This window comes from Arthrobacter sp. NtRootA1 (assembly GCF_019976975.1).
Lineage (GTDB): Bacteria > Actinomycetota > Actinomycetes > Actinomycetales > Micrococcaceae > Arthrobacter > Arthrobacter aromaticivorans.
The window spans coordinates 4,168,664-4,190,076 of the sequence record NZ_AP024630.1 but is presented as its reverse complement, the minus strand read 5'-3'; the positions used below and the strand labels follow the sequence as shown (position 1 = coordinate 4,190,076).

At 61.8% G+C, this 21,413-nt stretch carries 21 protein-coding genes; 10 read left to right on the top strand and 11 right to left on the bottom strand.

What is annotated here, in order from left to right; translation table 11 throughout:
• Positions 1 to 24 precede the first annotated feature (24 nt).
• Both LDN90_RS19050 and LDN90_RS19045 read left to right on the top strand, forming a co-directional pair.
• A complete protein-coding gene (locus tag LDN90_RS19050) occupies positions 25 to 912 on the top strand; it encodes an MBL fold metallo-hydrolase (RefSeq protein WP_223946688.1) in 888 nt (295 codons plus the stop codon).
• A 116-nt stretch (positions 913 to 1,028) separates the two neighbouring features.
• Positions 1,029 to 2,198, top strand: coding sequence for a hypothetical protein (locus LDN90_RS19045; RefSeq protein ID WP_223946687.1), 1,170 nt, complete (start codon positions 1,029 to 1,031; stop codon positions 2,196 to 2,198).
• 82 nt (positions 2,199 to 2,280) lie between these two features.
• Here LDN90_RS19045 and LDN90_RS19040 read toward each other — a convergent pair whose 3' ends face one another.
• Entirely contained in the window at positions 2,281 to 2,904 is a 624-nt protein-coding gene (locus tag LDN90_RS19040) for a hypothetical protein (RefSeq protein ID WP_223946686.1), read from the bottom strand.
• 12 nt (positions 2,905 to 2,916) lie between these two features.
• Positions 2,917 to 3,219: a hypothetical protein gene (locus tag LDN90_RS19035; protein ID WP_223946685.1), complete on the bottom strand. Its 303-nt coding sequence runs from the start codon at positions 3,217 to 3,219 to the stop codon at positions 2,917 to 2,919.
• A gap of 58 nt (positions 3,220 to 3,277) precedes the next feature.
• Between LDN90_RS19035 and LDN90_RS19030 the strand changes: the two genes are divergently transcribed.
• Entirely contained in the window at positions 3,278 to 4,126 is an 849-nt protein-coding gene (locus LDN90_RS19030; protein WP_223946684.1) for a hypothetical protein, read from the top strand.
• Between the two features lie 103 nt (positions 4,127 to 4,229).
• The gene (locus tag LDN90_RS19025; protein WP_223946683.1) at positions 4,230 to 5,447 is read left to right on the top strand and encodes an MFS transporter; all 1,218 of its coding nucleotides are present in this window, start codon (positions 4,230 to 4,232) and stop codon (positions 5,445 to 5,447) included.
• 117 nt (positions 5,448 to 5,564) lie between these two features.
• On the opposite strand, the gene LDN90_RS19020 is transcribed toward LDN90_RS19025, so the two are convergent.
• The 5 genes from LDN90_RS19020 to LDN90_RS19000 form a co-directional block, all read right to left on the bottom strand.
• A complete protein-coding gene (locus LDN90_RS19020) occupies positions 5,565 to 6,932 on the bottom strand; it encodes an acyltransferase (RefSeq protein WP_223946682.1) in 1,368 nt (455 codons plus the stop codon).
• A gap of 119 nt (positions 6,933 to 7,051) precedes the next feature.
• The gene (locus tag LDN90_RS19015) at positions 7,052 to 7,564 is read right to left on the bottom strand and encodes a hypothetical protein (protein WP_216926449.1); all 513 of its coding nucleotides are present in this window, start codon (positions 7,562 to 7,564) and stop codon (positions 7,052 to 7,054) included.
• Positions 7,561 to 8,166: a signal peptidase I gene (locus LDN90_RS19010; RefSeq protein WP_223946681.1), complete on the bottom strand. Its 606-nt coding sequence runs from the start codon at positions 8,164 to 8,166 to the stop codon at positions 7,561 to 7,563. The genes LDN90_RS19015 and LDN90_RS19010 overlap by 4 nt, the downstream gene beginning before the upstream one ends.
• A gap of 97 nt (positions 8,167 to 8,263) precedes the next feature.
• Entirely contained in the window at positions 8,264 to 8,887 is a 624-nt protein-coding gene (locus LDN90_RS19005; RefSeq protein WP_223946680.1) for a SipW-dependent-type signal peptide-containing protein, read from the bottom strand.
• A 33-nt stretch (positions 8,888 to 8,920) separates the two neighbouring features.
• Positions 8,921 to 9,451, bottom strand: a complete 531-nt coding sequence (locus LDN90_RS19000) for an alternate-type signal peptide domain-containing protein (RefSeq protein WP_223946679.1) — start codon at positions 9,449 to 9,451, stop codon at positions 8,921 to 8,923.
• A 174-nt stretch (positions 9,452 to 9,625) separates the two neighbouring features.
• Between LDN90_RS19000 and LDN90_RS18995 the strand changes: the two genes are divergently transcribed.
• Positions 9,626 to 9,913, top strand: a complete 288-nt coding sequence (locus LDN90_RS18995) for a hypothetical protein (RefSeq protein ID WP_223946678.1) — start codon at positions 9,626 to 9,628, stop codon at positions 9,911 to 9,913.
• A gap of 32 nt (positions 9,914 to 9,945) precedes the next feature.
• Here the strand turns inward: LDN90_RS18995 and LDN90_RS18990 are convergent, their stop codons facing one another.
• Both LDN90_RS18990 and LDN90_RS18985 read right to left on the bottom strand, forming a co-directional pair.
• Positions 9,946 to 10,857, bottom strand: a complete 912-nt coding sequence (locus LDN90_RS18990) for a phosphatase PAP2 family protein (RefSeq protein ID WP_223946677.1) — start codon at positions 10,855 to 10,857, stop codon at positions 9,946 to 9,948.
• A 303-nt stretch (positions 10,858 to 11,160) separates the two neighbouring features.
• A complete protein-coding gene (locus LDN90_RS18985; RefSeq protein WP_223946676.1) occupies positions 11,161 to 13,845 on the bottom strand; it encodes an AMP-binding protein in 2,685 nt (894 codons plus the stop codon).
• Between the two features lie 193 nt (positions 13,846 to 14,038).
• Here LDN90_RS18985 and LDN90_RS18980 point away from each other — a divergent pair, with 193 nt between their 5' ends.
• The 4 genes from LDN90_RS18980 to LDN90_RS18965 are packed head-to-tail and all read left to right on the top strand — an operon-like array spanning position 14,039 to position 18,787.
• Positions 14,039 to 15,457, top strand: coding sequence for a sugar ABC transporter substrate-binding protein (locus LDN90_RS18980; RefSeq protein ID WP_223946675.1), 1,419 nt, complete (start codon positions 14,039 to 14,041; stop codon positions 15,455 to 15,457).
• The gene (locus LDN90_RS18975; RefSeq protein WP_223946674.1) at positions 15,454 to 16,419 is read left to right on the top strand and encodes a sugar ABC transporter permease; all 966 of its coding nucleotides are present in this window, start codon (positions 15,454 to 15,456) and stop codon (positions 16,417 to 16,419) included. The genes LDN90_RS18980 and LDN90_RS18975 overlap by 4 nt, the downstream gene beginning before the upstream one ends.
• An 8-nt stretch (positions 16,420 to 16,427) precedes the next feature.
• Complete coding sequence (locus LDN90_RS18970; RefSeq protein WP_223946673.1) at positions 16,428 to 17,300, top strand: carbohydrate ABC transporter permease; 873 nt, start codon at positions 16,428 to 16,430, stop codon at positions 17,298 to 17,300.
• Positions 17,301 to 17,323: 23 nt separating this feature from the next.
• Positions 17,324 to 18,787, top strand: a complete 1,464-nt coding sequence (locus LDN90_RS18965; RefSeq protein WP_223946672.1) for a glycoside hydrolase family 32 protein — start codon at positions 17,324 to 17,326, stop codon at positions 18,785 to 18,787.
• A gap of 114 nt (positions 18,788 to 18,901) precedes the next feature.
• Here the strand turns inward: LDN90_RS18965 and LDN90_RS18960 are convergent, their stop codons facing one another.
• The gene (locus LDN90_RS18960; RefSeq protein WP_223946671.1) at positions 18,902 to 19,957 is read right to left on the bottom strand and encodes a LacI family DNA-binding transcriptional regulator; all 1,056 of its coding nucleotides are present in this window, start codon (positions 19,955 to 19,957) and stop codon (positions 18,902 to 18,904) included.
• A gap of 113 nt (positions 19,958 to 20,070) precedes the next feature.
• Positions 20,071 to 20,691 (bottom strand): DUF2510 domain-containing protein, encoded by a 621-nt coding sequence (locus LDN90_RS18955; RefSeq protein WP_223946670.1) that lies wholly within the window; start codon positions 20,689 to 20,691, stop codon positions 20,071 to 20,073.
• Between the two features lie 104 nt (positions 20,692 to 20,795).
• Between LDN90_RS18955 and LDN90_RS18950 the strand changes: the two genes are divergently transcribed.
• The gene (locus tag LDN90_RS18950) at positions 20,796 to 21,404 is read left to right on the top strand and encodes a hypothetical protein (RefSeq protein ID WP_223946669.1); all 609 of its coding nucleotides are present in this window, start codon (positions 20,796 to 20,798) and stop codon (positions 21,402 to 21,404) included.
• Positions 21,405 to 21,413: the final 9 nt, after the last annotated feature.

Here is a 21,413-nt window from a genome sequence, read left to right as displayed (position 1 = left end):
ATTGCATTGGATACGGAGAACTCATTGTCAGCTTGGCACGAACTTGGTACAGACAACTACGTCTTGGAGACCGAGGGGTCCTTACTCAACACCGGGCTCGTGGTGGGCAGTGAGCTCGCCATGGTCATCGACACCGGATGTGGCCCGCGCCAAGGCCGCGAGATCCTCGCTGCTGTCCGCGAAAAGACCCAGCTTCCGCTGGTGGTAGTCAACACGCACGCCCATTACGACCACTTCTTCGGTAACGCTGTTTTTGCTGACGACGGCGTGACGGAGTTCTGGGCGCACGCCAACTGTGCGGCAACCATCGAACGTGACGCGGACAATCAGCGTCGCTTCGTCGCCACGAACGAACCGGAGATGGCCGCGGGGGAGGGTGACGCCGTCGACATCGTTGTTCCGAACGCGATCGTCGGCGACCAGCCTGTTCTGGTGGACCTTGGCGGAATTACCGCAACACTGTTCTACCTGGGCCGCGCCCACACGGATGGTGACCTTTTGGTGGGGACCAACTCGACCCTGTTCGTCGGGGACCTCGTTGAGCAGGGCGCACATCCTTCCTTTGAGGACTCGTATCCCGAGGAATGGGCGGACGTCCTCCGGCACATCTCAGCTTTGCGTCACCGCTACGAATTCCTGGTCCCGGGCCATGGCAAGCCTGCGAGCGACGAATTCGTCAAGACCATGGCCGACACCATGAGCACTGCAGTGCGGCAGGCAACACAGTCCATCCGCGACATGCCCAACGATGCAACCAAGGCCATCCCGGTGCTTCCTTATGGACCGGAGCAGTCGCGCTGGTTCATCAAGCGGCTCCAGGAGACCAACGCCCAGCACGGAAGGGCTGCTGGCGGATCCCTGGCAACCCCCGACGTTGGCCCCGGGAAGACTGGCTTCTATCCTTCTTCATAAATGAAGGTTCCTTATAAATTTGTCATCTTGATTACCGTCTCCCCATGGACTATTGGGTCAGACCAGTCCTAGGATGAAGTCGACCATCGGTTTGCGGCTACCTGGGGGGTGTCGAGATGAAGGCCATTCGCGTATTTCCGCGCGCTACTCAGATTCTCCGCTCCGTCATGATCGCTGGCGCCGGTACCGCAATTTGGATGGCATTGTCCGCGACGGCCGCCAGCGCCGATTCCGGGATCACCGATAACCACTCGCTGTTGGATGGAGTGACGTCTTCGGTGTCGTCAGTCGTTCCATCAACCGACAGCGTAAGCAAGCAAGCCAACAAGACTCTCAGTGCTGCAACGGGTGCGGTCAAGAAGGCGGCCGCGTCCGTTGCTACTTCCGTTGGGCCTAAGCCCTCCGCGCCCGTCGTCACTGTCCTGGTACCGAACGTACCCCTGCCGGCTCCCGCCAAAGCCGTGGTCCCGGCGCAACCGATAACCGTGCACGTTCCTGCTGTGACGCCGGTGGTTGAGCACGTCGCGGACTCCGCTGACAAAGTCATAGCCACAGTCCCCGTGGTTCATCGGGTTGTTCCCAGCGATACGGTCGGCAGCGTTGTGGAGACGGTAGTCAAACCTGTCACTGGCGCCGTTGACGACACCGTCGAGGCAGTTGTTCCTCCGGTAAATAATGTCCTGGAACCGGCTGGCCTCGACCCCGTGACGGACGTGAGCAACCCGGTTGTAGTCCCCATCGTTGGGGTCATCGACACTATCCTCGCGCCTGTCGGCAACGCCTTGCCTCCGATTGTTGGACCCGGGAACCTGCTTCCGCAGCTATTGGGGGGCGACGGAGCTATGCTCCCCACGACGCCCGGCGCGGGAGCTGTGCCGCCACCCGCCGTCGGGAGCTCAACAGGGACTTCAACGGCCGAAGGGTTGGCCACGGAATCTACTGGCGTGCCCCTCGGGACGACCCCGCCCAGCCTCAATGCCGACGTTTCACTGGCCTTTGTCCTGGCGCGAGGCTTTGCTTCTGCTTCACCCGGTGCGATAACCGGCGCCTCTGTCATCGTCGAACCTGACGCTCCATCCGAGCTGCCTGCCGATCCGGACGCGGCACCCTTTGGTGTCACGGGCGCGGGCTCGGGTACCTCACAAAATGGGCCACCAAGCCCTGCCGCAGCCTTCCTGCACGGTGCGCTAATCGTCCCTGCAGACACACTTTCTGGTCCAGCAGCGGCCAGCAATGAAGATCATCCAAAGCCGGTTTCTTTCGATCCCGGCTCATCTCCTGACTAGTTCCCCAACCCAGCCGCGCCTCTACATGCGGCCGATGGTTAGCCGGACGATCCGTCATCGGACGTCTATGGGAACACGACCTTCAGGAGAAGATCACAATGAACTCGACAATTCGCAGGTGCCTGATCGGCACATGCTTTGCCGGAGGCTTGATTGCCCTCGGCGGGACCGCGGCCAACGCGGCGGATACGACCAGTGGAAAGGACGGAACCCTTTCCGGTACACAGGTGGTGGCACCGGTGACAGCGCCAGTCAACATAGGCGCGACGTCATTGGCCCTCGTGGGAGATTCTTCCTCAACCACAAAGGCGCCAGCAGCCGCTCCGGCTGCAGGGACGGCGCCCGCTGCCAGCACCGACGGTTCCAACGGCGTTGGCTCCGGGACACAGGTAGTCGCGCCCGTAACAGCGCCCATAAACCTGGGCTCGTCATCAGTGGGTCTGCTGGGGGGCTCCACTGCGACGGGCCCAGCCAAACCTGCCGCTCCAACTGCAACAAGCAGTTCGACGGCGGCTGGCACCAACGGTACTGGAGGCACAGCCTCCGGTACCCAAGTAGTTGCACCGGTGACGATCCCCGTAACGGTGGGATCGACGTCGACGGGTGTCCTGGGGGACTCATCGGCAACGACATCACCAGCAGCAACATCAGGTTCTGCGCCGGCCCAAGCGCCAGCGCAGGCAACAACGTCGGGGGGAGATAGCATCGCATCCGGCGCTCAGGTAGTGGCTCCGATATTGGTCCCTGTTAACATCGGAGCCACTGCCGCGGGTGTGGCTGGAGATTCATCGGCCACGTCCGGCGCACCCTCGAATGCAGGCAGCGCGCCTGCTGCCGCTACACCCGGTGCGACGACCAATGGATCGGATGGCGTTGCTTCCGGAACCCAAGTTGTTGCTCCGGTTACTGCTCCGGTGACTGTTGGTTCGACGTCGGCTGGTGTGCTGGGTGATTCGTCGGCCAGCAACACCGGGACCTCAACCGGTACTTCCGGGACGGGTACGACATCAGGGTCCACCACGAACGGATCGGATGGCGTAGCCTCCGGAACTCAGGTGGTTACTCCGGTTACTACTCCGGTGACTGTTGGTTCGACGTCGGCTGGTGTGCTGGGTGATTCGTCGGCTAGCAACACCGGGACCTCAACCGGTACTTCCGGGACGGGTACGACATCAGGGTCCACCACGAACGGATCGGATGGCGTTGCTTCCGGGACTCAGGTGGTTGCTCCGGTTACCGCTCCGGTGACTGTTGGTTCGACGTCGGCTGGTGTGCTGGGTGATTCGTCGGCCAGCACAGCTGGTACGTCCGGTGGGACGGCCCCAGCGGGAACCGCACCAAGTGGCACTACGAGTGGAAGTGACGGGATCCTTTCCGGTACGCAACTGGTTGCTCCGATCACGGCTCCCATCACTGTCGACTCCACGTCGCTTGGCATCGGTGGAGCTTCAGTTGGCGCCATCACGCCGCCGTTTGTGAATCCTCCCCTGGTCACCCCTCCGGCAGGGAATCCTCCTGTGGTGAATCCTCCGGCGGTCACGTCTCCCGTAGAGAATCCGCCGGTGGTCAACCCTCCAGTCGTCAATCCGCCGGAAGTTAACCAGCCTGCTGGTAGTGGCGGAATTGGGTTGGGCGGTGCCAACACGGGCACCAACAACCCTGGTATCGAGATCGGTGGGGCCGGATTCGGCAATGCCGGCGTCGGGACAACCGGAATCGGCGGTGCTCAGCTGGGTAGCGGCTTGGTAACCGCAGGCGGCACTCTGGGTGCGCTGACAGCGGGCGCTGCGACCGGCGTCGGGAGTTCCAATTCTCTGGCCACTACGGGCTTGGACGGCAGCTTCACCCTCTGGGCAGTTGGCCTTCTCCTCACCGGCTTGGCACTCTCGGCAGGCGGTCATCGGAAGGCAACTGCTAACCGCATCTAATCGCCTGGACGAGGCCTAGGCTCGCGAGCAGTTGTTGCGGTTCCGGACTTCCGGAACTGCAACAACTGCGAGGCGGCTGGGCTGGAGTCCTAGGATGAAGGGGATGACAACCACCCAGGAAGATCAAAACTTCAGCCTCCGCAGCATTGCGTTACCGGCCTTCGGGCCTGCGCTGTTGTTCTGTATCGGCGAGGGGGCGGTTCTTCCGGTGATCGCGCTCTCGGCGCGTGATCTTGGAGCATCCGTGGCAGTCTCGGCGTTGATCGTGACTCTAATCGGCCTGGGGTCCTGGCTATTCAATATTCCGGCATCGCTCATCACCATGAGGTTCGGCGAACGCTGGGCGATTGTTGGGGCAGGTGCCGTAGGAGCCCTCGCGCTCGGCGCGGCAGCTTTCGCTCCACAAATGGAGCACGGAATCTGGTTGCTGGCCGCGGCTATGACGTTGGTGGGTATGTCTGCGAGCGTTTTCAACCTGGCCCGGCAGAAGTACCTCACCGAGGCCGTCCCAGTGATGTTCCGCGCCCGTGCGCTGTCGACTTTGGGCGGAGTCACGAGGATCGGAATCTTTATAGGTCCGTTCATAGGTGCGGGGGTGATGCAGTTCGCCGGAATCAGCGGGGCGTACTGGGTTGGCTTTGTCGGGATGATGGCAGCTGCTGCTTTGTCGCTCACCATTCCGGACTTGGTGGCTCCCGCTACATCCGACGGCGGACCGATCATTCCGGCGTCAACGCTGCGCAATGTAGCTGCCTCGCATGCCGGTGTGTTCCTGTCCGTGGGTTTCGGAATTCTGCTGCTCAGCGCGCTGCGTGCCTCGCGCCAAGTGGTCATCCCGCTGTGGGCCGACCACTTGGGCATGGATGCGACGCAAGCATCGCTGATTTACGGCCTCTCCGGCGCCATCGACATGCTGGTGTTCTATCCAGCTGGGAAGCTCATGGACCGCAAGGGACGGCAATGGGTGGCGGTTCCTTCCACAGTGATCATGGGGACGGCCTTGATCCTCATTCCGTTCACTGGCGGGTTCGTTCCACTGTTGCTGGCTGCCCTGCTGATTGGCTTTGGCAACGGCATTAGCTCCGGGCTCATCATGACACTGGGCGCCGACTTCTCCCCGGATAACGGAAGGAGCCACTTCCTTGGCATCTGGCGGTTCATTGCTGACTCGGGTGCCACGGGCGGACCCGTGCTGTTGTCCGCCCTGGCTGCTGCCATTTCGCTCGCCGCCGGCGTCTGGGCCACGGGCGTCCTGGGCTTCGCAGCGGCAGCCGTGTTCGCCGTCGCAATCCCCAGGCTGAAGCACCGGCGGAACTACTAGGCTCCAATTCTTGGTTGGGGTACCGGGCGACGTTGCTTCCGGACCCTGTTTGAGGCTGGTCAGGCCGCAAATCAACCCATTCAGGCTGTTTCCAAGCCGACGAAAGCTGAAAGTAGGTCAGGAAGCCGCGCGCTCCTGAGCCACGCGCTCAAGGACAACGGGAGTCTTCCACTTCCTGTCCGGACGACGCCCCGTCACCAGTGCCACGGCAACCACCAGCAGCACCAATCCCCACGTTGCATTTGCGGTATCCAATGCCGTCCGCATCACGACGAACGGCGGAATGATTGCCAGCGCTGTAGCAACTGCGATGCGCCAGATTGCCGGCCTCGCAGCACCGGGCGCCAGCGCAGTGCTCGCGAGTTCCAAGCGGACCAAGGGCGTGGACACCAGCAGAACGAGAACCCAGGCTGCCACGTAGAACAGTGGCCGGCTCAGCCACCACTCCGCACTGGCAGGCTCGGGGAAGGGAAGCCGAAGCACCAAGGCGATCCCGAACATGGCGATGATCAGCGGCAGGTGCCAAAGATAGATAGTCATCGCCCGGCTACCCACCACGAACATCACTTTCTGAATCCATGCCAACTGCACAGCACGCTGAAGCAGGGGATACGCGGCCTTCACAAGCAAGACGTGCGCCAGACCTACAAGGATCAGCGGGAACATCGGCGGGTTCTGGCTGGTCAGCATGTCCACGGGATAGGGGCCGCCGTGCGTGAGCGGCACCAGGGCGACATAGCAGCCGACTGCTGCCGCGACGAGCTTCCAGCGGGCAAACCGATGAAAGAAGCCGTCCGCGTAGAAGAACCCGAACTGCTGCAGCAAGCCCCAGACGAACACCATGTTCACCAAGCCAATGGGGTTCGAGTCGAAACCCCACGGAGTATGTTCCAGCCCCAGTCGCAGGACATCGACGACGGCGGCGCCCGCGGCCAGCGCTGCGACGGTTTTGTAAGGAGCTGCCTCGTGAAATTTCGCCATCGTGGGCACCATTGCCTGACAGATCAGGTAAGCGGCAAGGAACCACAACTGCACTCCGGCGCCCGCAGCGATAACTGTCAGCAGGCCACTAGGGACACCTGCCGCCGTCGCGGTCCACAATGTAATCGCGAGGAACGCATACAACGCAACTGTGGGGCGGACCAGTCGCAGGACGCGGTTACGCAGGTAGTCGCCGGCATCCCCGCCCTTACGCCGAAGACTGCGCCACGAGGTGAGCGAAGCGAATCCACCCACGACGAAGAACAGTGGCATGACCTGACCGAACCACGTGCCTTGGGCGAACCAGCTCAGTGATGTCAAAGGATTTCCGACGCCGATCCCGGAGCCATCAACGCTGATCCCCATCATGAGCAAATGGACGGCCACCACGGCAAACATGCAGGAGACCCGGATCAGATCGACCACGAGGTCGCGGGAGGCCGGAACTCCCGCGAGGGAAGGGGGCGTGCCGCGGCGCTGACCGGACCTAAGACTGGAAGGCATGGGGCTCCTGGGAAACTTGGGCTTTACTCCATCGATTAGATTAATCGTAGATCAAGCGTCCCGTGAAGGCCATGGGTACTTCTACCAGGTGGTTATCGCTGGCTCGAGGTCGCTCCGGTCTACACCGGACAGGTCAGGTATTTTCCATTGCCGGAGAGCTTCAAGCGACGTAGCTCGCCCGTGGCCGTGGTCCCAGTGTTTTGCAACGCCGTCACTTGAACGTCAACTTCTGGGTTGTGGCCGTCGAGAACGCCGGTGAGGAAGATGGGGCTGCTGGGCGTCAAGTCCAAAGTTGCAGACGGAGGCACCACCGGGATGGAAACGTAGACGCTGCTGGTACTCATCTTGCCGCCGACCGTCATCGCTGTCGGGGAGCTTAAACCCGCGATGCTGATCCGGACGGTGCTTGTAGTTATCTGGGTGCAGGTCAACGTCAATCCGACAGGCGTGGGTGTTGGGGTCGGGGTAGGCGTGGGGGTAGGCGTTGAAACCGCGGCTCTTACGGTCATGGTTGCGGTGGAGCTCTGCTCCCACAGTCCGAATGCGGACGTTCCGCCGATGCCCACTAATACGGTCAGGCAGAAAAGGCCAACGGCCCAGGCTTTGGCCGAGGGGCCAGTTCCCTGCTTCACGCAGACTGCCTTTCCTTTCGCGAGCTCCGTACTTCCCGGAGCATGGTGAACCCACCGTAGCCGATCAAACCCACGGCGCCCACAGCCAGCCACAGTGAGCGGTCGCTGTTGCCCAGGGCGTTCGCGACGAACCCCACGAACGGTACGGCGTACAGCAACTTACCGCGAACCTGGATTTCACGAACGGGCTGGGGATCCGCGACGTCGTTGTTGTCGCCCTTGGTGGTGAGCGTCTTCTCGCCCGTCTGGAGGAATCCGAAACCAACAATCCTGTGCGTGATGACACCCGGCTTGCCAGATTCGATCTGGTACGTAATCACGTCGCCGAGCTTCAGCTCGTCAAAGTCCGCCGTCTGCGAAACCAAGAACGTGCCCGGTGCGTACTTCGGTGCCATGGAATTGGTCAGCACCGAATAGGTTTGCGAGCCGGTCACCTTGGGCAGCATGATCAGCACCGTGACGGCCAGGAGTGCGAGCGAAAGAAGTACGACGCCGAGTCCCCGGCCGACGCGGGTAAGTAGCCGACGGCTGGAAGTACGTTCTGAGGAAAGCCGCTCGGGTTCCTGCGGTTCCGCGTTTTCTGGTTCGACTGCGACGGACACGTCGGCGCCAGTTTCACCAAATACAGGAGTGCTGGACGATGCGGTGCCAGGCGTTGTTTCCAGCAGTAGCTCATCAAGGCTATTGCGATCTTTCAGGCTACTCGGCGCAACCATTGGGAACCCCACATTTCTGACGAGCGTGTAGCGGAAGAGTGATTGAGACGGAACTGCCCTCGACGCTGGAAGGCGCGGCAGCGTCCAAAGTCACCTTGAAGCAGAGTGTGGCGGTGGCGCCTTTGGCGATTGCCGGCGTCGTAAATCCTGCCCCGCTCAAAGGCTGGTAGCCGCTGGCCGATGAGCATGCGGTGCTCGACGCCGCACTGGCGGCACTCACAGTGAGATAGTCGCCCAAGGTACCGCCGGACATGTTGCTGACTGTAGGTGCCGTAGCGGTGACGGTGATGTCGAAGACCCCTCCGGCGTCGCTGGCGTTTCCGATTCCCATGGACGTATAGACGGAACTGCCGCGGACCAGGTCCGCCAGAGGTGCCTGTGCCGTGGTCAGTGCCAACGTTGTCGCTTGGTCATTGACGGTCATGGGCATCGAGGCCCCTGAAGGGTTTCCTGTCAGGTTGACCGTAAACGTAGATGCTTTGACCGTGCCCGGCTGGGCAACGGCGTTAGCAGACCAGAGCGCGTAGGTACCCTGAACGGCCATGAGCCCCAAGAGCACGGCCGCGACCATAAGGCCCGCCGTCTTGATGCTCCTGGGGATTCTCATTGACACTCCTGGTGAAGTTGTTGCGGGGTAGGACTACTGGAGGCCGGACTGCTGCACCTGTGTCAGCGTGAAGGATACGTTGCCCAGATTCCTGCTGGCGTTCACGTCCGTGCGGGTTGAGGTGCTGGACTTGAATTCGAAGGTGATGCTGGCCGTGACGTGCTGTGAAGAAGTGAGGGGGTTGGCGATGACGTCCCCATCAGCATCGGTCAGCTTGGGCGAGGTGACCGTGACGTTGGCGGGATCGAATCCTGCGCCCGCGTCGGTGTTGGTGGCGACGAGGTTGGCGGCCATCTTGTCGCCGGTGAGGGTGATGTCCAGATCCTGTGTGTAGGTCAGGAGATCGCCGGGAACCACCAAGTACGTGGCGATGTTGACAGGGTTGCCTGCGCCGTCGGTCCAAACGCCCGTTGCTGCCTGGACATTCAAGTCGCCAGCCACAATGGTGCCTGCCGCTGCGGAATCCGAAGCATTCCACCAAGCCAGTGTTCCTCCGCCACCCAGGAGCAGCGCTCCACCAAGTGCAACTGCCGCTGCGCCTTTAAGCATTGTTGTGTTTTTCACGGTGAGACCTTCTTTCGTGTTGTTGTGGCTTCTGCCTTGCGATTACTTTCGCGGTCTCAGATCAAGGCTCCATGCGGCGCTGGCTCAAGGTTGGATCAAGCTTTTCGGGGCTTGAAACCGAAGATGTTGCAGTTTGGAAATAATCCGTAAAGGTGTTTGTAATCTTGTAAAAATATGCTTGAGGCATTAAGGGAATCTGCCAGTGAGGGAATGTACTCAAACATTGAAGGGGCGGCGCTGATTACCATGCACATCAAGGAATTCTGGAATCAACTTTCACCGGAAACGCAGCAATGGCTTATCGAGAATCCGGGAAGCATGATCATCCCGCGCACCCAGACGGCCATCCTCAACCATGAGACGGGTGAGGATAGCCCTGTCGACGGGCACGGAGGCACCTTGCTGACGGAAGAGGACCGGGAGTTCATCCGCGCACAGGCCCGGCGCATCGAGCCGAAGTAAGGTGCCGCCGTCGAGCCCTAAATCTCCGGTCCTTAGCGCTTCCTGGCCGCCAGGCCGAACAGCCATGTCCCGCCCAGAGCGGAAAGGTAGCCGGCGACGACAATGAAAGCAGTGCCGGCCCAGAAGTAGTCCACAGTGCTGTCGGCGCTGAGTCCCGGCATGACTTGGAGCAGTGAGTAGCCGGCCACGACAGCTGCCAGGAGCAAGGCAATGGCGGTCAACCATACCCAGAAGCGCGACGCTGCCCAGTGCTCGCCGTAGCCTTTCCAAACATTCCAGTCACTGCCGCCGCGGAGGATCAGCCATCCGGCAGGAAGCATGACCGCGCCCACTACGAGGAAGGCGGCTACGACATCGGAGGGCCGATGCCATTGGTTGATGAGTGTCGAAACTCCAGTGGCAACTGCGAAGGTGCTGCCAAGGAATGCCGCCAGGGGCCGCCAGCGGGGCGAGACCATCAGGAAGACCGCCGTAGCAGCGGACGCTGCCAACGTTGTGTGGCCGGAGGGGAGTGAATTGAGTTCAAGTGTTTGAACGCCGCGATCGGGCCTGTCCGGGATGAAGAACTTGAGTACCTGGGTAGCCAGGTTGGCAGCGATACATGCGGCCACGGCAATTCCGGCCGCAGTCCAACGGCGACGCGCAACGGTCACGAAGAGCACCACGATGATAGCGATTGCCAGGGACAGAATGGGCAGCATATCCAGGAACTTTGTAGACGCCCTGCCCGCAGAGCCGCTCAGTTCAGTGGCCTCAACCAATGCCGACTCGTCGATGAACTGACCCATGGTGGTCCGCACGAAGAAGTAGTACGTGACAACCAACCCCAGGATGCTGGCAAGGGTACCCAAGCCGAAAAGCAGTCCTGTACCGATGCCGGGCTTGCGACCTTGTGCTGACCGGTCAGGGGACATCGCGATGGGGCGGGACTGCTGGGAACTCATTGAATCAAGACTGCCACAGTTCGCTGGAAGGCTCATGTGAAAGATGCCTCCGGCGCGGCGTAGCTACCAATAAGGCGCCTTATGGTCAAGGGCAAATCAGCCTATTCTTAATTTATGGAACCTACTACAGGCCTGATGCTGGCGTTGCTGGCTGTGATTGTCTGGTTGGGGATAACCATTGTGCCGCTGGCGCTGTTGGCTCCGTCGCATTCTCGGCGGGAAGATGGGTCCTCCGCGAATCGGAGGGGCCGCCGCGACGGTCACGCACGGGCGTTTTCGGGCGCTCGGCCGGTCTTCTCACACTCATCCGCGAGAACGCGATCGATGCGGCACCCTCGCATCCAGCACTGAAATCCTGTCCGGCCGCGGGTCGGGGGAATTGAAGTGGCTCCGCTTTTGTCGGTTACGAAGCCACCGCTCGATGCTGCCCATGGCGCGCGTCGCGGTGGCCCAGTAGGCCACGCCCACCAACAATGATGCCGCGACGGCCAGCCCTTTGTGGGTCTGTTCAAAGAGCGGGTACACCAGCCAGTGCGTGACGTAGATATACAGTGACGAGCTGGCCAGAAGAGCCGTGATGCGGTGCAGGCCGCGGGGCACGGGCAAGGTAGGAATCCACAGAAGGATGAGGAAACCTACCAGGATGGTGGCGCTGCGGTATTCGTTGCTGAAGGACCCAGGAATCGTCAGTAGGGCGAACGCGGTCATAGCGGCGCGTTGCCACCACTGCCGCGATACAGCCGCAGCCCATCCGAAAGCGAACAGCCACAGGACAGGCCCTTGGCCAGGGTAGGGCAGCTCGATGATGTCGAAGCGCTGCAGGAGGTCGACGCCGGCCAACGCGAGTGGAAACGCCCACGGCCATCTGCGTGCCGCGCGGTCCACCGCGGGTATGGCCAGCAGCAGAGCCAACCCGATCAGGATGTGCACCAGAACTTCAACGAACCAGAAGCGGGACATATCCGTCCACCCTTGGGGACCAACGATTGAGTTCAACAAGAACACGTTGTGCCAGCCATAGTCGTCAGTGACAGCGAACGCGACGCCGATCACCAGGACGCTGGGTACGACGATCCGCGTGACGGCACGCATTTGCCTCCGGAGCCGTTCGCGCCGGGATCCCGTCAGTTGGAAGCGGGCAAAGTTGTAGCCGGCAACCGCCATCAGCACGTGGGCGGTGCCTTCCCAGGAGAAGAACTTGATGTGGGTTGCCACGATAAAAATGATGGCCACCGCGCGCAGCACGATGCCCGTCTCCATGCGTGCTGACAACTTCCCGCGCCAATTCCGGAGAAATTTCCTGCCAGTGGCGCGCGCATCTTCATGTGCTGGATGGGCTGCGGCTTCGGGGGCGGGGATAAGCTCGCAAATGGGCATCAGGTGCCACCCTTGCGGGATGCGGCCAAGTGCACGCTCAAGCCGTACCGACGCCGCCACATAGGAGAGTGAATCTCCGCCAAGGGAAACGAAGCTGTCGGTCTCGGTGATGTCTGGCTGTTCCAGGACCTCTGCGAAAATCTCAAGCACAGTCTCTGTCCCCGGAGTGGATTCTGACCCGGGGTGGCGCTCCGTCCCCGAAGACAGGCGCTCCGTCTCCGCAAACAGGGGCTCCGGCTGCGCAGACAACGCGAGGATGGCCGGATAGTCAGGCTTCCCGTTGCCCAGCCGTGGAATGGCTGGTACCGAATGCAGTTGGACGGCCGCGCGGGGGACACCCAGATCCTGCGCAAGGCTCTTGGCGACCAAGGCAAGATCGTGGTGTCCTTCCACGGCCACAACCACGACGTCGTCTGAACCAGCGGCAGCTGCGATCAGGCCAAGATCTGCAAGGAGCCGCTCAACACGTCCCAGGTCAACGCGGAGCCCAACGATCTTCACGAAGCGGCTGCGCCTGCCCACAATCTCATAGAGTTCATCAGGGCCGAGCCGGGCGAGGTCGCCGGTGTGGAGTTCGCTAATTTCCCGGCCCAGGGCCAGATCTTCGGGTTTCTCGGCGTACCCCAGCATGACGTTTGGCCCGGTGTAGACGAGCTCCCAGTCATCCAGCCCCGGCACTGGTTCGAGCCGGAATTCTCCGCCGGGGATCGCGACGCCAATGGCATGCGGATGCTCCGCTGCCAGGTCCGGTGGCAAGTAAGCCATGCGGGCGGTGGCTTCGGTTTGCCCGTACATGACGAAAAGGTCCCAGCCCCGTTCGCGGCCCAACTCTGCATAGGATCGGACGCGCTCGGGAGCAAGACGACCTCCAGCTTGGGTGATGTAGCGCAGGCTGGGAACGTCCATGTGCTCGAATCCCACACGGTCCAGAAGCTCGAAGGTGTAGGGGACGGCAGCGAACGAAGTGACGCCCTCAGTGCGGACCAAGTCCCAAAAACATGGGTCCACAACGGAGAGGTCCGTCAACGCCAAGGATGCACCCACCAACAAGTGGCTGTTCACCACGCTCATCCCATAGCAGTAGGAGAGGGGAAGTGTTGTGACCGCAGTATCGCTGGGACGCAGGTGTAGGTATTGCGCGATTGCCGCTGCGTTCGCCTGGATGGAAGCCGCGGAAAGTCGGACGAGTTTCGGCGAGCCAGTAGACCCTGAAGTGCTCACCAAAAGTGCCAGATCCGGGTGCAGTTGGTGTGCCGTCTCGTGGCGGCGCACGTCCAGGACAGGCTCACCATTGGAGGACCGCGCAATGATGTCTGGATCGTAAGCGGCAATGAGAGTTTCGGCTGCTTTCCCACCGCCGGCGGGCAGGATCAGCAGCGGATTGCCCGATGCCAGGGCTGCGAGATACACCGTCAGGGACGGCAAGGTGTTGTCGGCTTCAAGGGCAATCAGGCGGCGCCCAGGGCCGAGTTGGCGTGCCATATCCTCTACGCGCGCGGCTAGGTCGCGGTAGCTGATGGAGCCGTGCCCGGCTCTGATGGCGGTGCGGTCGCCGAAGGACGCCAGGCTGGTGGCGAACGAGATTCGGGCCACGTCCGGATGGGTAGTCACGAAAGACTATGTAACAAGGTAAACCTAACCTAACTCAACTGGATAATGCTTTGGCGAAGAATCATGACGCGGCTATTGCTCCCGATAGGACCGGAGAGTGCTGGTGAGCTCGCTGCAACTTTCCTGTGACGCTTGACACGTGTTAGGTGGCGGGTCTACAGTTCCTAACACGTGTTAGGAAGGGAAATTCAGAATGCCGGGAACCAATGGGGCTTTGCGACAATTCACACGCAGGACCGCCCTCACAGCCCTCGGTGCTGGGATAGTCGGAGCAACAGCGGCGTCGTGGCCGCGATTGACCGCGATGGATATTCCAGGCCGGGGAGACAATAGCCTCAGCATCGCCATCATGGGCACTGCCGCCGACGCCGCGGCCCGCCAGAAGGTCATTGACGCCTTCGCCAAGGTCCACCCAGAGATCAAGGTCAAGGTCCAAGCCATCCAGGCCGTGGACTGGAAGGACTTCTTCACCAAGATCCTCACCATGGTGGCAGCAGGCACGCCACCAGACGTTGTGTACGTGGCCACAGAGGGTGCCCAGCTCTTCGCCGAGAAACTGGCGCATCCGCTGGACGAGTATCTGCGCCGCGACGCCGACCACATGAAGGAGTACTTCGAGGACGTTCACCCCAGCTTGGTGGAAGCCTTCATGTACAAAGGCAGCCTCTTCCAGCTCCCCATCGACTGGAATGCCGCAAACATGTACTACAACACCGCGTCATTCCGTCAGGCCGGCTTGGATCGCCCCGCCGACGACTGGACGCACATGGACTTCCGCAGCACCCTCGCTGCGATGAAGAAGGTCAAGCCCCAGGACTTCACGCCGTACTACTGGACCAACCGTCTCTTCGGTGGAGTAGTGCCGTGGCTCTACGCAAACGATACGAGCTTCCTCAAGGAAACCAAGTCCACCGGAGGCGAATGGCTCTGGGATGGTTTCTACGCCAACGACCCCTCGCGCAGCCTCCGCTCCGGCGGTTACCAGTGGCTCGAACCCAACGCTGACGATCCCCGGGTCTTCGAATCCTTCGACTACCTCCGTGGCCTGGTCAAGGACGGACTGGGTGTCCGGCCTGAGGAAGGCGGCGGCAGCGCACTGATCGGTCTGTTCGCCTCCAACAGGATAGGTACGACGCCGGCGGGCGGCTACTGGGTACAAGGCCTCCACGAAGCGGGGATGACTGAGGACGGATTCGACGTCCAGTTCTTCCCGAAGTGGCGGACCCAGCGGCACCAGTTCGGTACGGCCGGCTACGCGATCATGAAGACCGCCAAGGACAAGGACGCAGCCTGGGAATGGGTGAAGTTCAGCTCCAGCAAGGAAGCCATGCAGATCGTGTTCCCCACCCCGAACACCACCCCTGCACGCCGTTCCATGGTCAACGAGGAACTCTACGCAGGTACCGGTCCACGGAACTGGAAGGTCTTTTACGAAACCCTGGACAAGTTCCCCACCACAGGTCCCATTCCGGCACCACCCCAGCAGGCCGCCGTCGAAACGGCCCTCATGAAAAACGTATCCCTCGCTGTCAGCGGGGACGAGCGCCAGCTCAAGCAGGCCCTCGAATCAATGCAGCGCGATCTCGAACTGGCCCTGAGGAGGCAGCCATGAGCACCGCAACCAGTACCCCCACCGGGACCGGGAGGAAACCGGGCGGCCGTCAGGTCACGCACAAGCACAGCCAACCCTCCAAGCGTGGCCGCGTCCAGCAACGCTGGCTGCCATGGGCTTTCCTTGCCCCGACCATCGTGGGCATGGGCATCTTCACCTTGCTGCCGATCGTCGCGTCCGTGGCGCTCGCCTTCTTCCGCTGGGACATCATCTCCGCGCCGACGTTCGTGGGCTTCGACAACTTCGCCGAGGTAGTCCAGGACCCGACCGTCCGTGTCTCGTTCCTTAACTCCATCGTGTTCGTCATCGTGGCCGTAGCCCTCCAGCTGGGACTCGCCCTAGGCCTGGCGATCATGGTGCAGGAGAAACTCCCGGCATGGCTGAGGGTGTTCTTCCGCTCTGCCTTCTTCTTCCCACTGATCCTGTCCGCAGCTTCGGTGTCCATCTTCATGCGCTATCTCTTCAACGAGCAGTTTGGCGTGGTGAACTGGTTGCTCTCGCTTGTCGGCATCCCAGCGGTGCCGTGGCTGACGACGCCAGGCGGTTCGGCCGCCGTCGTCATTCTTGTGTACGTGTGGCAGAACTTCGGGTTCTCATTCCTGCTGTTCGTCGGTGGGCTGGCCTCGATCCCGGTGGAGACGTACGAAGCCGCATCGATCGATGGCGCCACCGGCTGGCGCAAGCATTTCTACGTGACGTTGCCGCTGCTGAGCCCCACCACCTTGGTGGCATCCGTGATGGCCATCATCAACGCGCTGCAAGTATTCGATCAGCCCTACGTGCTCACGCGTGGCGGGCCCGGCGACTCAACGCGTACCGCCGTCATGGTGATCTTCGAGTCTGCGTTCCAACGGCTCGAATTCGGCCAGGCCTCGGCGATCGGCGTGATCCTGACGCTCATCATCATGGCCATCACAGCCGCACAGTTCCGGCTCAGCAAACGATTCGTCTTCTACCAGTAAGGCCCGCCATGACCCTCATTTCAGAACGTGTTGAAACCACGGCGCCTGTGGTTACGCGCAAGAAGCGCGACTGGTCAGTTGCCGGACGTATCATCGCCTTGCTGATCGCCGCCGTCTTTGTCCTGGGCCCCGTTCTCTGGACGCTATCCACCTCGCTGCGACCGCCGTCGGAATCCTTCAAACTGCCGCCGGCATTCCTGCCCCTGAACCCGGACCTCACGTCCTATCAGCAGGTGTTCAAGCAACTCAACATCGTGCTGCTGGTAATGAACAGTGCCCTGGTGACCGGACTGATCGCTGTCGGGCAGATGGTCACAGCAGCACTTGCCGGTTACGCATTCGCGCACCTTCGTTTTAGGGGACGGGGCGCCCTGTTCTCCATCGTCCTGGCCACCATGATGGTGCCCGCACAGGTGACGATCGTGCCGGTCTTCATGTTGATCCGCGGTGTTGGACTCTCGGACACGCTGCTCGCCTTGATCATTCCGGCCATCCCGACGGCGTTCGGCACCTTCCTGATGCGCCAGTATTTCCTTGGGTTGCCGGGTGAGCTCGCTGAAGCGGCTGCGATCGACGGCGCCTCGCCGTGGCGCACCTTCCGATCCGTGTACGCACCGCTGGCTGTGCCCGGCCTGGCGATCGTGGGCATCCTGGCGTTCAACTTCCACTGGAACGAGTTCTTCAGGCCACTCATCATGACCATCTCCGAGCAGAACTTCACCCTGCCCCTGGGGCTGGTGTCGCTGCAGGGCAACCTCGGCACCGGAAGCATCTCCGTGGTGCTGGCAGGCGTCGTCCTCTCCATGATTCCCGCGCTGGTGGTGTTCATGTTCGGCCAGCGCGCACTGCAGGACGGACTCACCGCTGGAACGGGCAAGTAGCTTCTCCCATTGAAAGGGTTCCAGTGACGGACCTTGCACTTTTTGATTCTCTGTTGTCTGCTTCGACGCACCCGGATCCGGCCTTCCCGCGATTCCACCCCCGTCCGGCCCAAGGTTGGATCAACGATCCCAACGGCATCAGCTACATCAACGGCCGGTACCACGTCTTCTTCCAGTACAACCCGGAATCGGCCCGACACTCGCAGATCCAATGGGGACACGTGAGTTCTGCGGATTTGGTCCATTGGGAAGAACACCCCGTCGCACTTTCGCCTCAGGCCGGCGGTCCCGATTCCGCGGGCTGCTGGACCGGCGTGGTGGCCTCTGATGGTGGCGTTCCGACCGCAGCTTACTCGGGCGTTCGCGATCATGGAGGGCATTCGCAGGTAGTGATTGCCCGCGGTTCCTCGGACTTGGTGACGTGGGAGCAGGACGGCCATGTTGCAGCCTCCATGCCCTCCGATCCTCTGGTCACGGCCGTGCGCGATCCCTTCCTCTTCCGCTTCAACGGTGCTCGATATGCCATCCAGGGAGCGGGTCTATCTGATGGGCGCGCCGCTTTGCTGCTGTACACAGTGGAGGACATTAACGACTGGAAGTACCAGGGCATCTGGTTCACCTCTGCTGATCCCGTGGCTGCGGTTCATACGCCGGCCGAGATTTGGGAGTGCCCGCAACTGGTGCAGGTTCCCGACTCCTCCGGCGGTTCTGCCTGGGTGATGATGTTCTCGCTTTGGTTATCCGGCGACGACCACGAGCACGCCAACGGGGTTGGGCACCTGATCGGTTCCCTTTCCTCGGACCCCGCGACGGGCTTGCCTGTGTTTGTGCCGTCCTCGGGAGGGAAATCCGATCTTGGGCGCGGCTTCTATGCCCCGCAGATCGTGCAGCTCTCTTATGGTTCGGCTGATTCTTCGCCTGCTGCATTGTTGTGGGGGTGGGCCAACGAAGGTCCCGGACGCGACGGTCGCCGTGGCCGCACCCAGGAGGAAATCGACGACGCCGGATGGGCCGGCGTGCTGACACATCCTCGCGTTCTGTCCTTGGTTGACGGGGCACTGGCTGTTTCCCCGGCGCCCGAGGTGTTGGCATACAGGGGTGCTGCTGTGGCTGCGGGTGCTGCCTTGGATGCGGATGCTGCCGTGGTTGCGGGTGCTGCCGGTTCGGTGGTGGTGCCCGCGTTTGCCGAGGTGCTCGTGAGGGGTGGTGCTGCGTCTTCCGGTGGTGTGTCTTCCGGCGATGTGGAGCTGGTGCTTGCTTCAAGTGCAGATGGCGATTCCGACGGCACCAGGCAAGTGGTCTATTCGGGGTCGTTGGCTTCAGGGGAGGAGCTCCGGATCTTCATCGATGCTTCCCTCGTGGAGGTGTACCGCACGGGTTCGGTCGCGACGACGCTTCGCGCGTACCCTGCGGCCGGCGAGGAATGGCAGCTCACCCTGCCCGACGGCGCAACTGCCGACGTGTGGGAGTTGAAGCTCCCCGAGTAGGCGGCAGGCCGACGTCGTGCGTTTGGGGCTAGGACGTCGTAAGCCCGCTATTCCGTTGTTGCCCAACAACGAGATAGCGGGTCAGCAACGGGGTCGCCCAGCGGTTCAGCGTCTTCAGCGTGTTGGCGCAGGGCCGGTTGATTCCCGGATAACCAGTCGGCATGGGACCATCGTTTCCACGTGAGTTTCGGCAGTGTCCCTGCCGGAAACGCCCTCGATCGTGTCAAGGAGAGTCGTCATGGCCGCGCGTCCAATCTCACGCAGCGGCAAGGCCATGGTGGTCAGGGCGGGGACCATGGTGTCGGCGATGCGTGCTTCGTCGTCGTAACCCATCACCGAGAGATCTGCGGGAATGCTGAGGCCCAATCGGGCGGCGGCCAAGGCAACACCGATTGCCAGGCGGTCATTCGCGCACATGATGGCCGTGGGCCGCTCAGCCGGGGACACGCCGTCGAGCAGTTTCATGGCGCCGTGGAAACCGGCGTCGATGTCCCAACCCGCCATGGTGATCCGGTCCGCGCGAACCGACAGGCCAGCGGCGGCGTACGCATCCCGGTAGCCCTCAACGCGCAGGGGAGCGGCCGGGGAACCCTCGGCGCCAGCGAGCAAGGCGATGTCCCGATGCCCCAACTGCAGCAGGTGCTCGGTAGCGTCCCTGCCGCCGGTGATTTCGTCGGGGATGACGTGATGAAGTTGAGGTTTGGGGCTGCTGTCGTAGCAATTGGCCAGGACTGACGGGACCCGCAGCATGCCGTGGGGAACGTCGAGCGGCTTCAAACCCACGGTCACGTACATGAGCCCGTCTACTTGCCGGTCCAGGAGGGTTTCGATTGCGCTCGCATCCCGGGCGGCGTCGCGCTCGGTGTCCATGACCACGGTGACAAAACCGCGGCTACGTGCGACGTCGTCCGCGCCGCCGATGATGTTGCCGTCGAAGGGGCTGACTACAACTTCGTCAGACACGATGCCGATCACCCGGGAGCGCTGGTTCCGCAGGCTGAGCGCGATCGCGTTGGGGGAGTAGTTGAGTTCCTGTGCGGCCAAACGGATCCGGTCCTGGCTCTCCTTGGCCACGTTGCCGTCGCCGCGGCCATTGAGCACCAGCGAGACCGCACTCCTGGACACCCCCGCCCTTTTGGCGACGTCCAGTGCAGTGGCCTTGCGGTTCATCGGGAGGTCCTTCCATCCTTCATTTGTCAGCAGTCTACCTAACGCGTGTGAGGACGTGGGCTGCAACGCCGGACTCCGAAGTGTTCACCGCCCTATGTACCGTGCCGCAGAGCTTACGCGTTGACCGAGTATCCGACTTGCGAGTAGAGGGACGACATCAGGGTTGCCGTCCAAATGCCCACCACGATGAATGACAGTACAATCGTCCCAATCATTGCCCAGATGGGGGCCATGCCTCGGCCGGGCGCCACTTTACGGACGATGACCGTTCGGCCAATGATGTACACGGTTGGGCTCAGGAAGCACCACGCCCAGTGGAACGGACGAATTACCCCTGAACGGGCTAGGCGCTGGTAATCGAAGTACGCGCAGAGGACGCATAAAGCCCAGATGAGGAAGCCCGAGATCTGAAGCATGAAGTAGCCGGGCGTATAGATAGACGTAGGGTCAAACGTCGTTGCGCCCTGCCGGGTGGTGATGTAGTGGAAATTTGGCTGCCAGGTCAGCAACAGCCCCAAAGAGAGCAAAGGCAGGATCAACATGGCCCAAATGAACGGGTTGTAAACCGGGGTTGCGTTGCTGATCAGGACACGCTGGAGCGGCATGAACTGCGCGGTGGCAGGCGCAAGATGTGGTGTCCACTGGAACCCGTCCCACCAGCGCATCTGCCGCGGTTCGGACGGATCCGGGTACCAGCCCGCCGGCGTCGATGATCCGTTTGCTGCTTGCGTCATATTGCCCCCGTGTTGAGTCGTGAATCAGAGGATATCGCGGTTGCTTCCTCCCAGTCGTCAGCGGGTCCTCCCGTAATTCTTTGCCACGGTGTAAGGATTGGAGCATGAGCTTCTTCGACGACCTCCCCGAACCTCCGGAAAGGCCACGTCAGCCCCAGCCATTGCGGCCAGGCTGGGCCGGACCGCCGTCGGACGAGTTACCCGGCGTGGTCCACATCGGTGAGTTCATCCACTCTCGTCCCCAGTTGGTGATGGCGCTGAAATCCGTGGAAGTTTTCTCTACGGGCTGCGTCCTGAATCTTGTGTGGAGCATGCGACGCAGCAACGAATCGGAACGCGAGTGGAGGGACGCTGCTGACCAAGCCCTCAATTATCCCCGCACCGGCTTGGAAATCGACTCCGGGCTCAGGATAGGTGTTGCGCTTGCGGATGGCCGCCGGGCCATTGCAGCCCATAACAGTCCGACGTTTGAAGAAGACCAGGAGGGTGTGACCGGGCCTGTGCTGACTGTCCTTGGCGGCGGAGGAAGCAGCGCGAGTGGAGAACAGGTGGAGTCCACCGGACGTTACTGGCTCTGGCCACTGCCGCTCGAAGGAGACACGCAGCTCATCGCGAAATGGGATGCGATCGGCCTGCCCGAAAGCTCCGTGGTGATATCCGCCGAACAGTTAGGTCAGGCGCTCGGCAAGGTCCGCAGGTACTGGTCCGACTAACGTCGTCCG

Bases quoted from the DNA above. Each gene is read 5' to 3' on its own strand.
- LDN90_RS18955 (WP_223946670.1), bottom strand. From the start codon at position 20,691: ATGACGCAAGCAGCAAACGGATCATCGACGCCGGCGGGCTGGTACCCG.
- LDN90_RS18950 (WP_223946669.1), top strand. From the start codon at position 20,796: ATGAGCTTCTTCGACGACCTCCCCGAACCTCCGGAAAGGCCACGTCAG.
- LDN90_RS19045 (WP_223946687.1), top strand. From the start codon at position 1,029: ATGAAGGCCATTCGCGTATTTCCGCGCGCTACTCAGATTCTCCGCTCC.
- LDN90_RS19005 (WP_223946680.1), bottom strand. From the start codon at position 8,887: ATGAGAATCCCCAGGAGCATCAAGACGGCGGGCCTTATGGTCGCGGCC.
- LDN90_RS18995 (WP_223946678.1), top strand. From the start codon at position 9,626: ATGCTTGAGGCATTAAGGGAATCTGCCAGTGAGGGAATGTACTCAAAC.
- LDN90_RS18980 (WP_223946675.1), top strand. From the start codon at position 14,039: ATGCCGGGAACCAATGGGGCTTTGCGACAATTCACACGCAGGACCGCC.
- LDN90_RS18960 (WP_223946671.1), bottom strand. From the start codon at position 19,957: ATGAACCGCAAGGCCACTGCACTGGACGTCGCCAAAAGGGCGGGGGTG.
- LDN90_RS18990 (WP_223946677.1), bottom strand. From the start codon at position 10,857: ATGAGTTCCCAGCAGTCCCGCCCCATCGCGATGTCCCCTGACCGGTCA.
- LDN90_RS18970 (WP_223946673.1), top strand. From the start codon at position 16,428: ATGACCCTCATTTCAGAACGTGTTGAAACCACGGCGCCTGTGGTTACG.
- LDN90_RS19020 (WP_223946682.1), bottom strand. From the start codon at position 6,932: ATGCCTTCCAGTCTTAGGTCCGGTCAGCGCCGCGGCACGCCCCCTTCC.
- LDN90_RS18975 (WP_223946674.1), top strand. From the start codon at position 15,454: ATGAGCACCGCAACCAGTACCCCCACCGGGACCGGGAGGAAACCGGGC.
- LDN90_RS19040 (WP_223946686.1), bottom strand. From the start codon at position 2,904: ATGCTATCTCCCCCCGACGTTGTTGCCTGCGCTGGCGCTTGGGCCGGC.
- LDN90_RS19025 (WP_223946683.1), top strand. From the start codon at position 4,230: ATGACAACCACCCAGGAAGATCAAAACTTCAGCCTCCGCAGCATTGCG.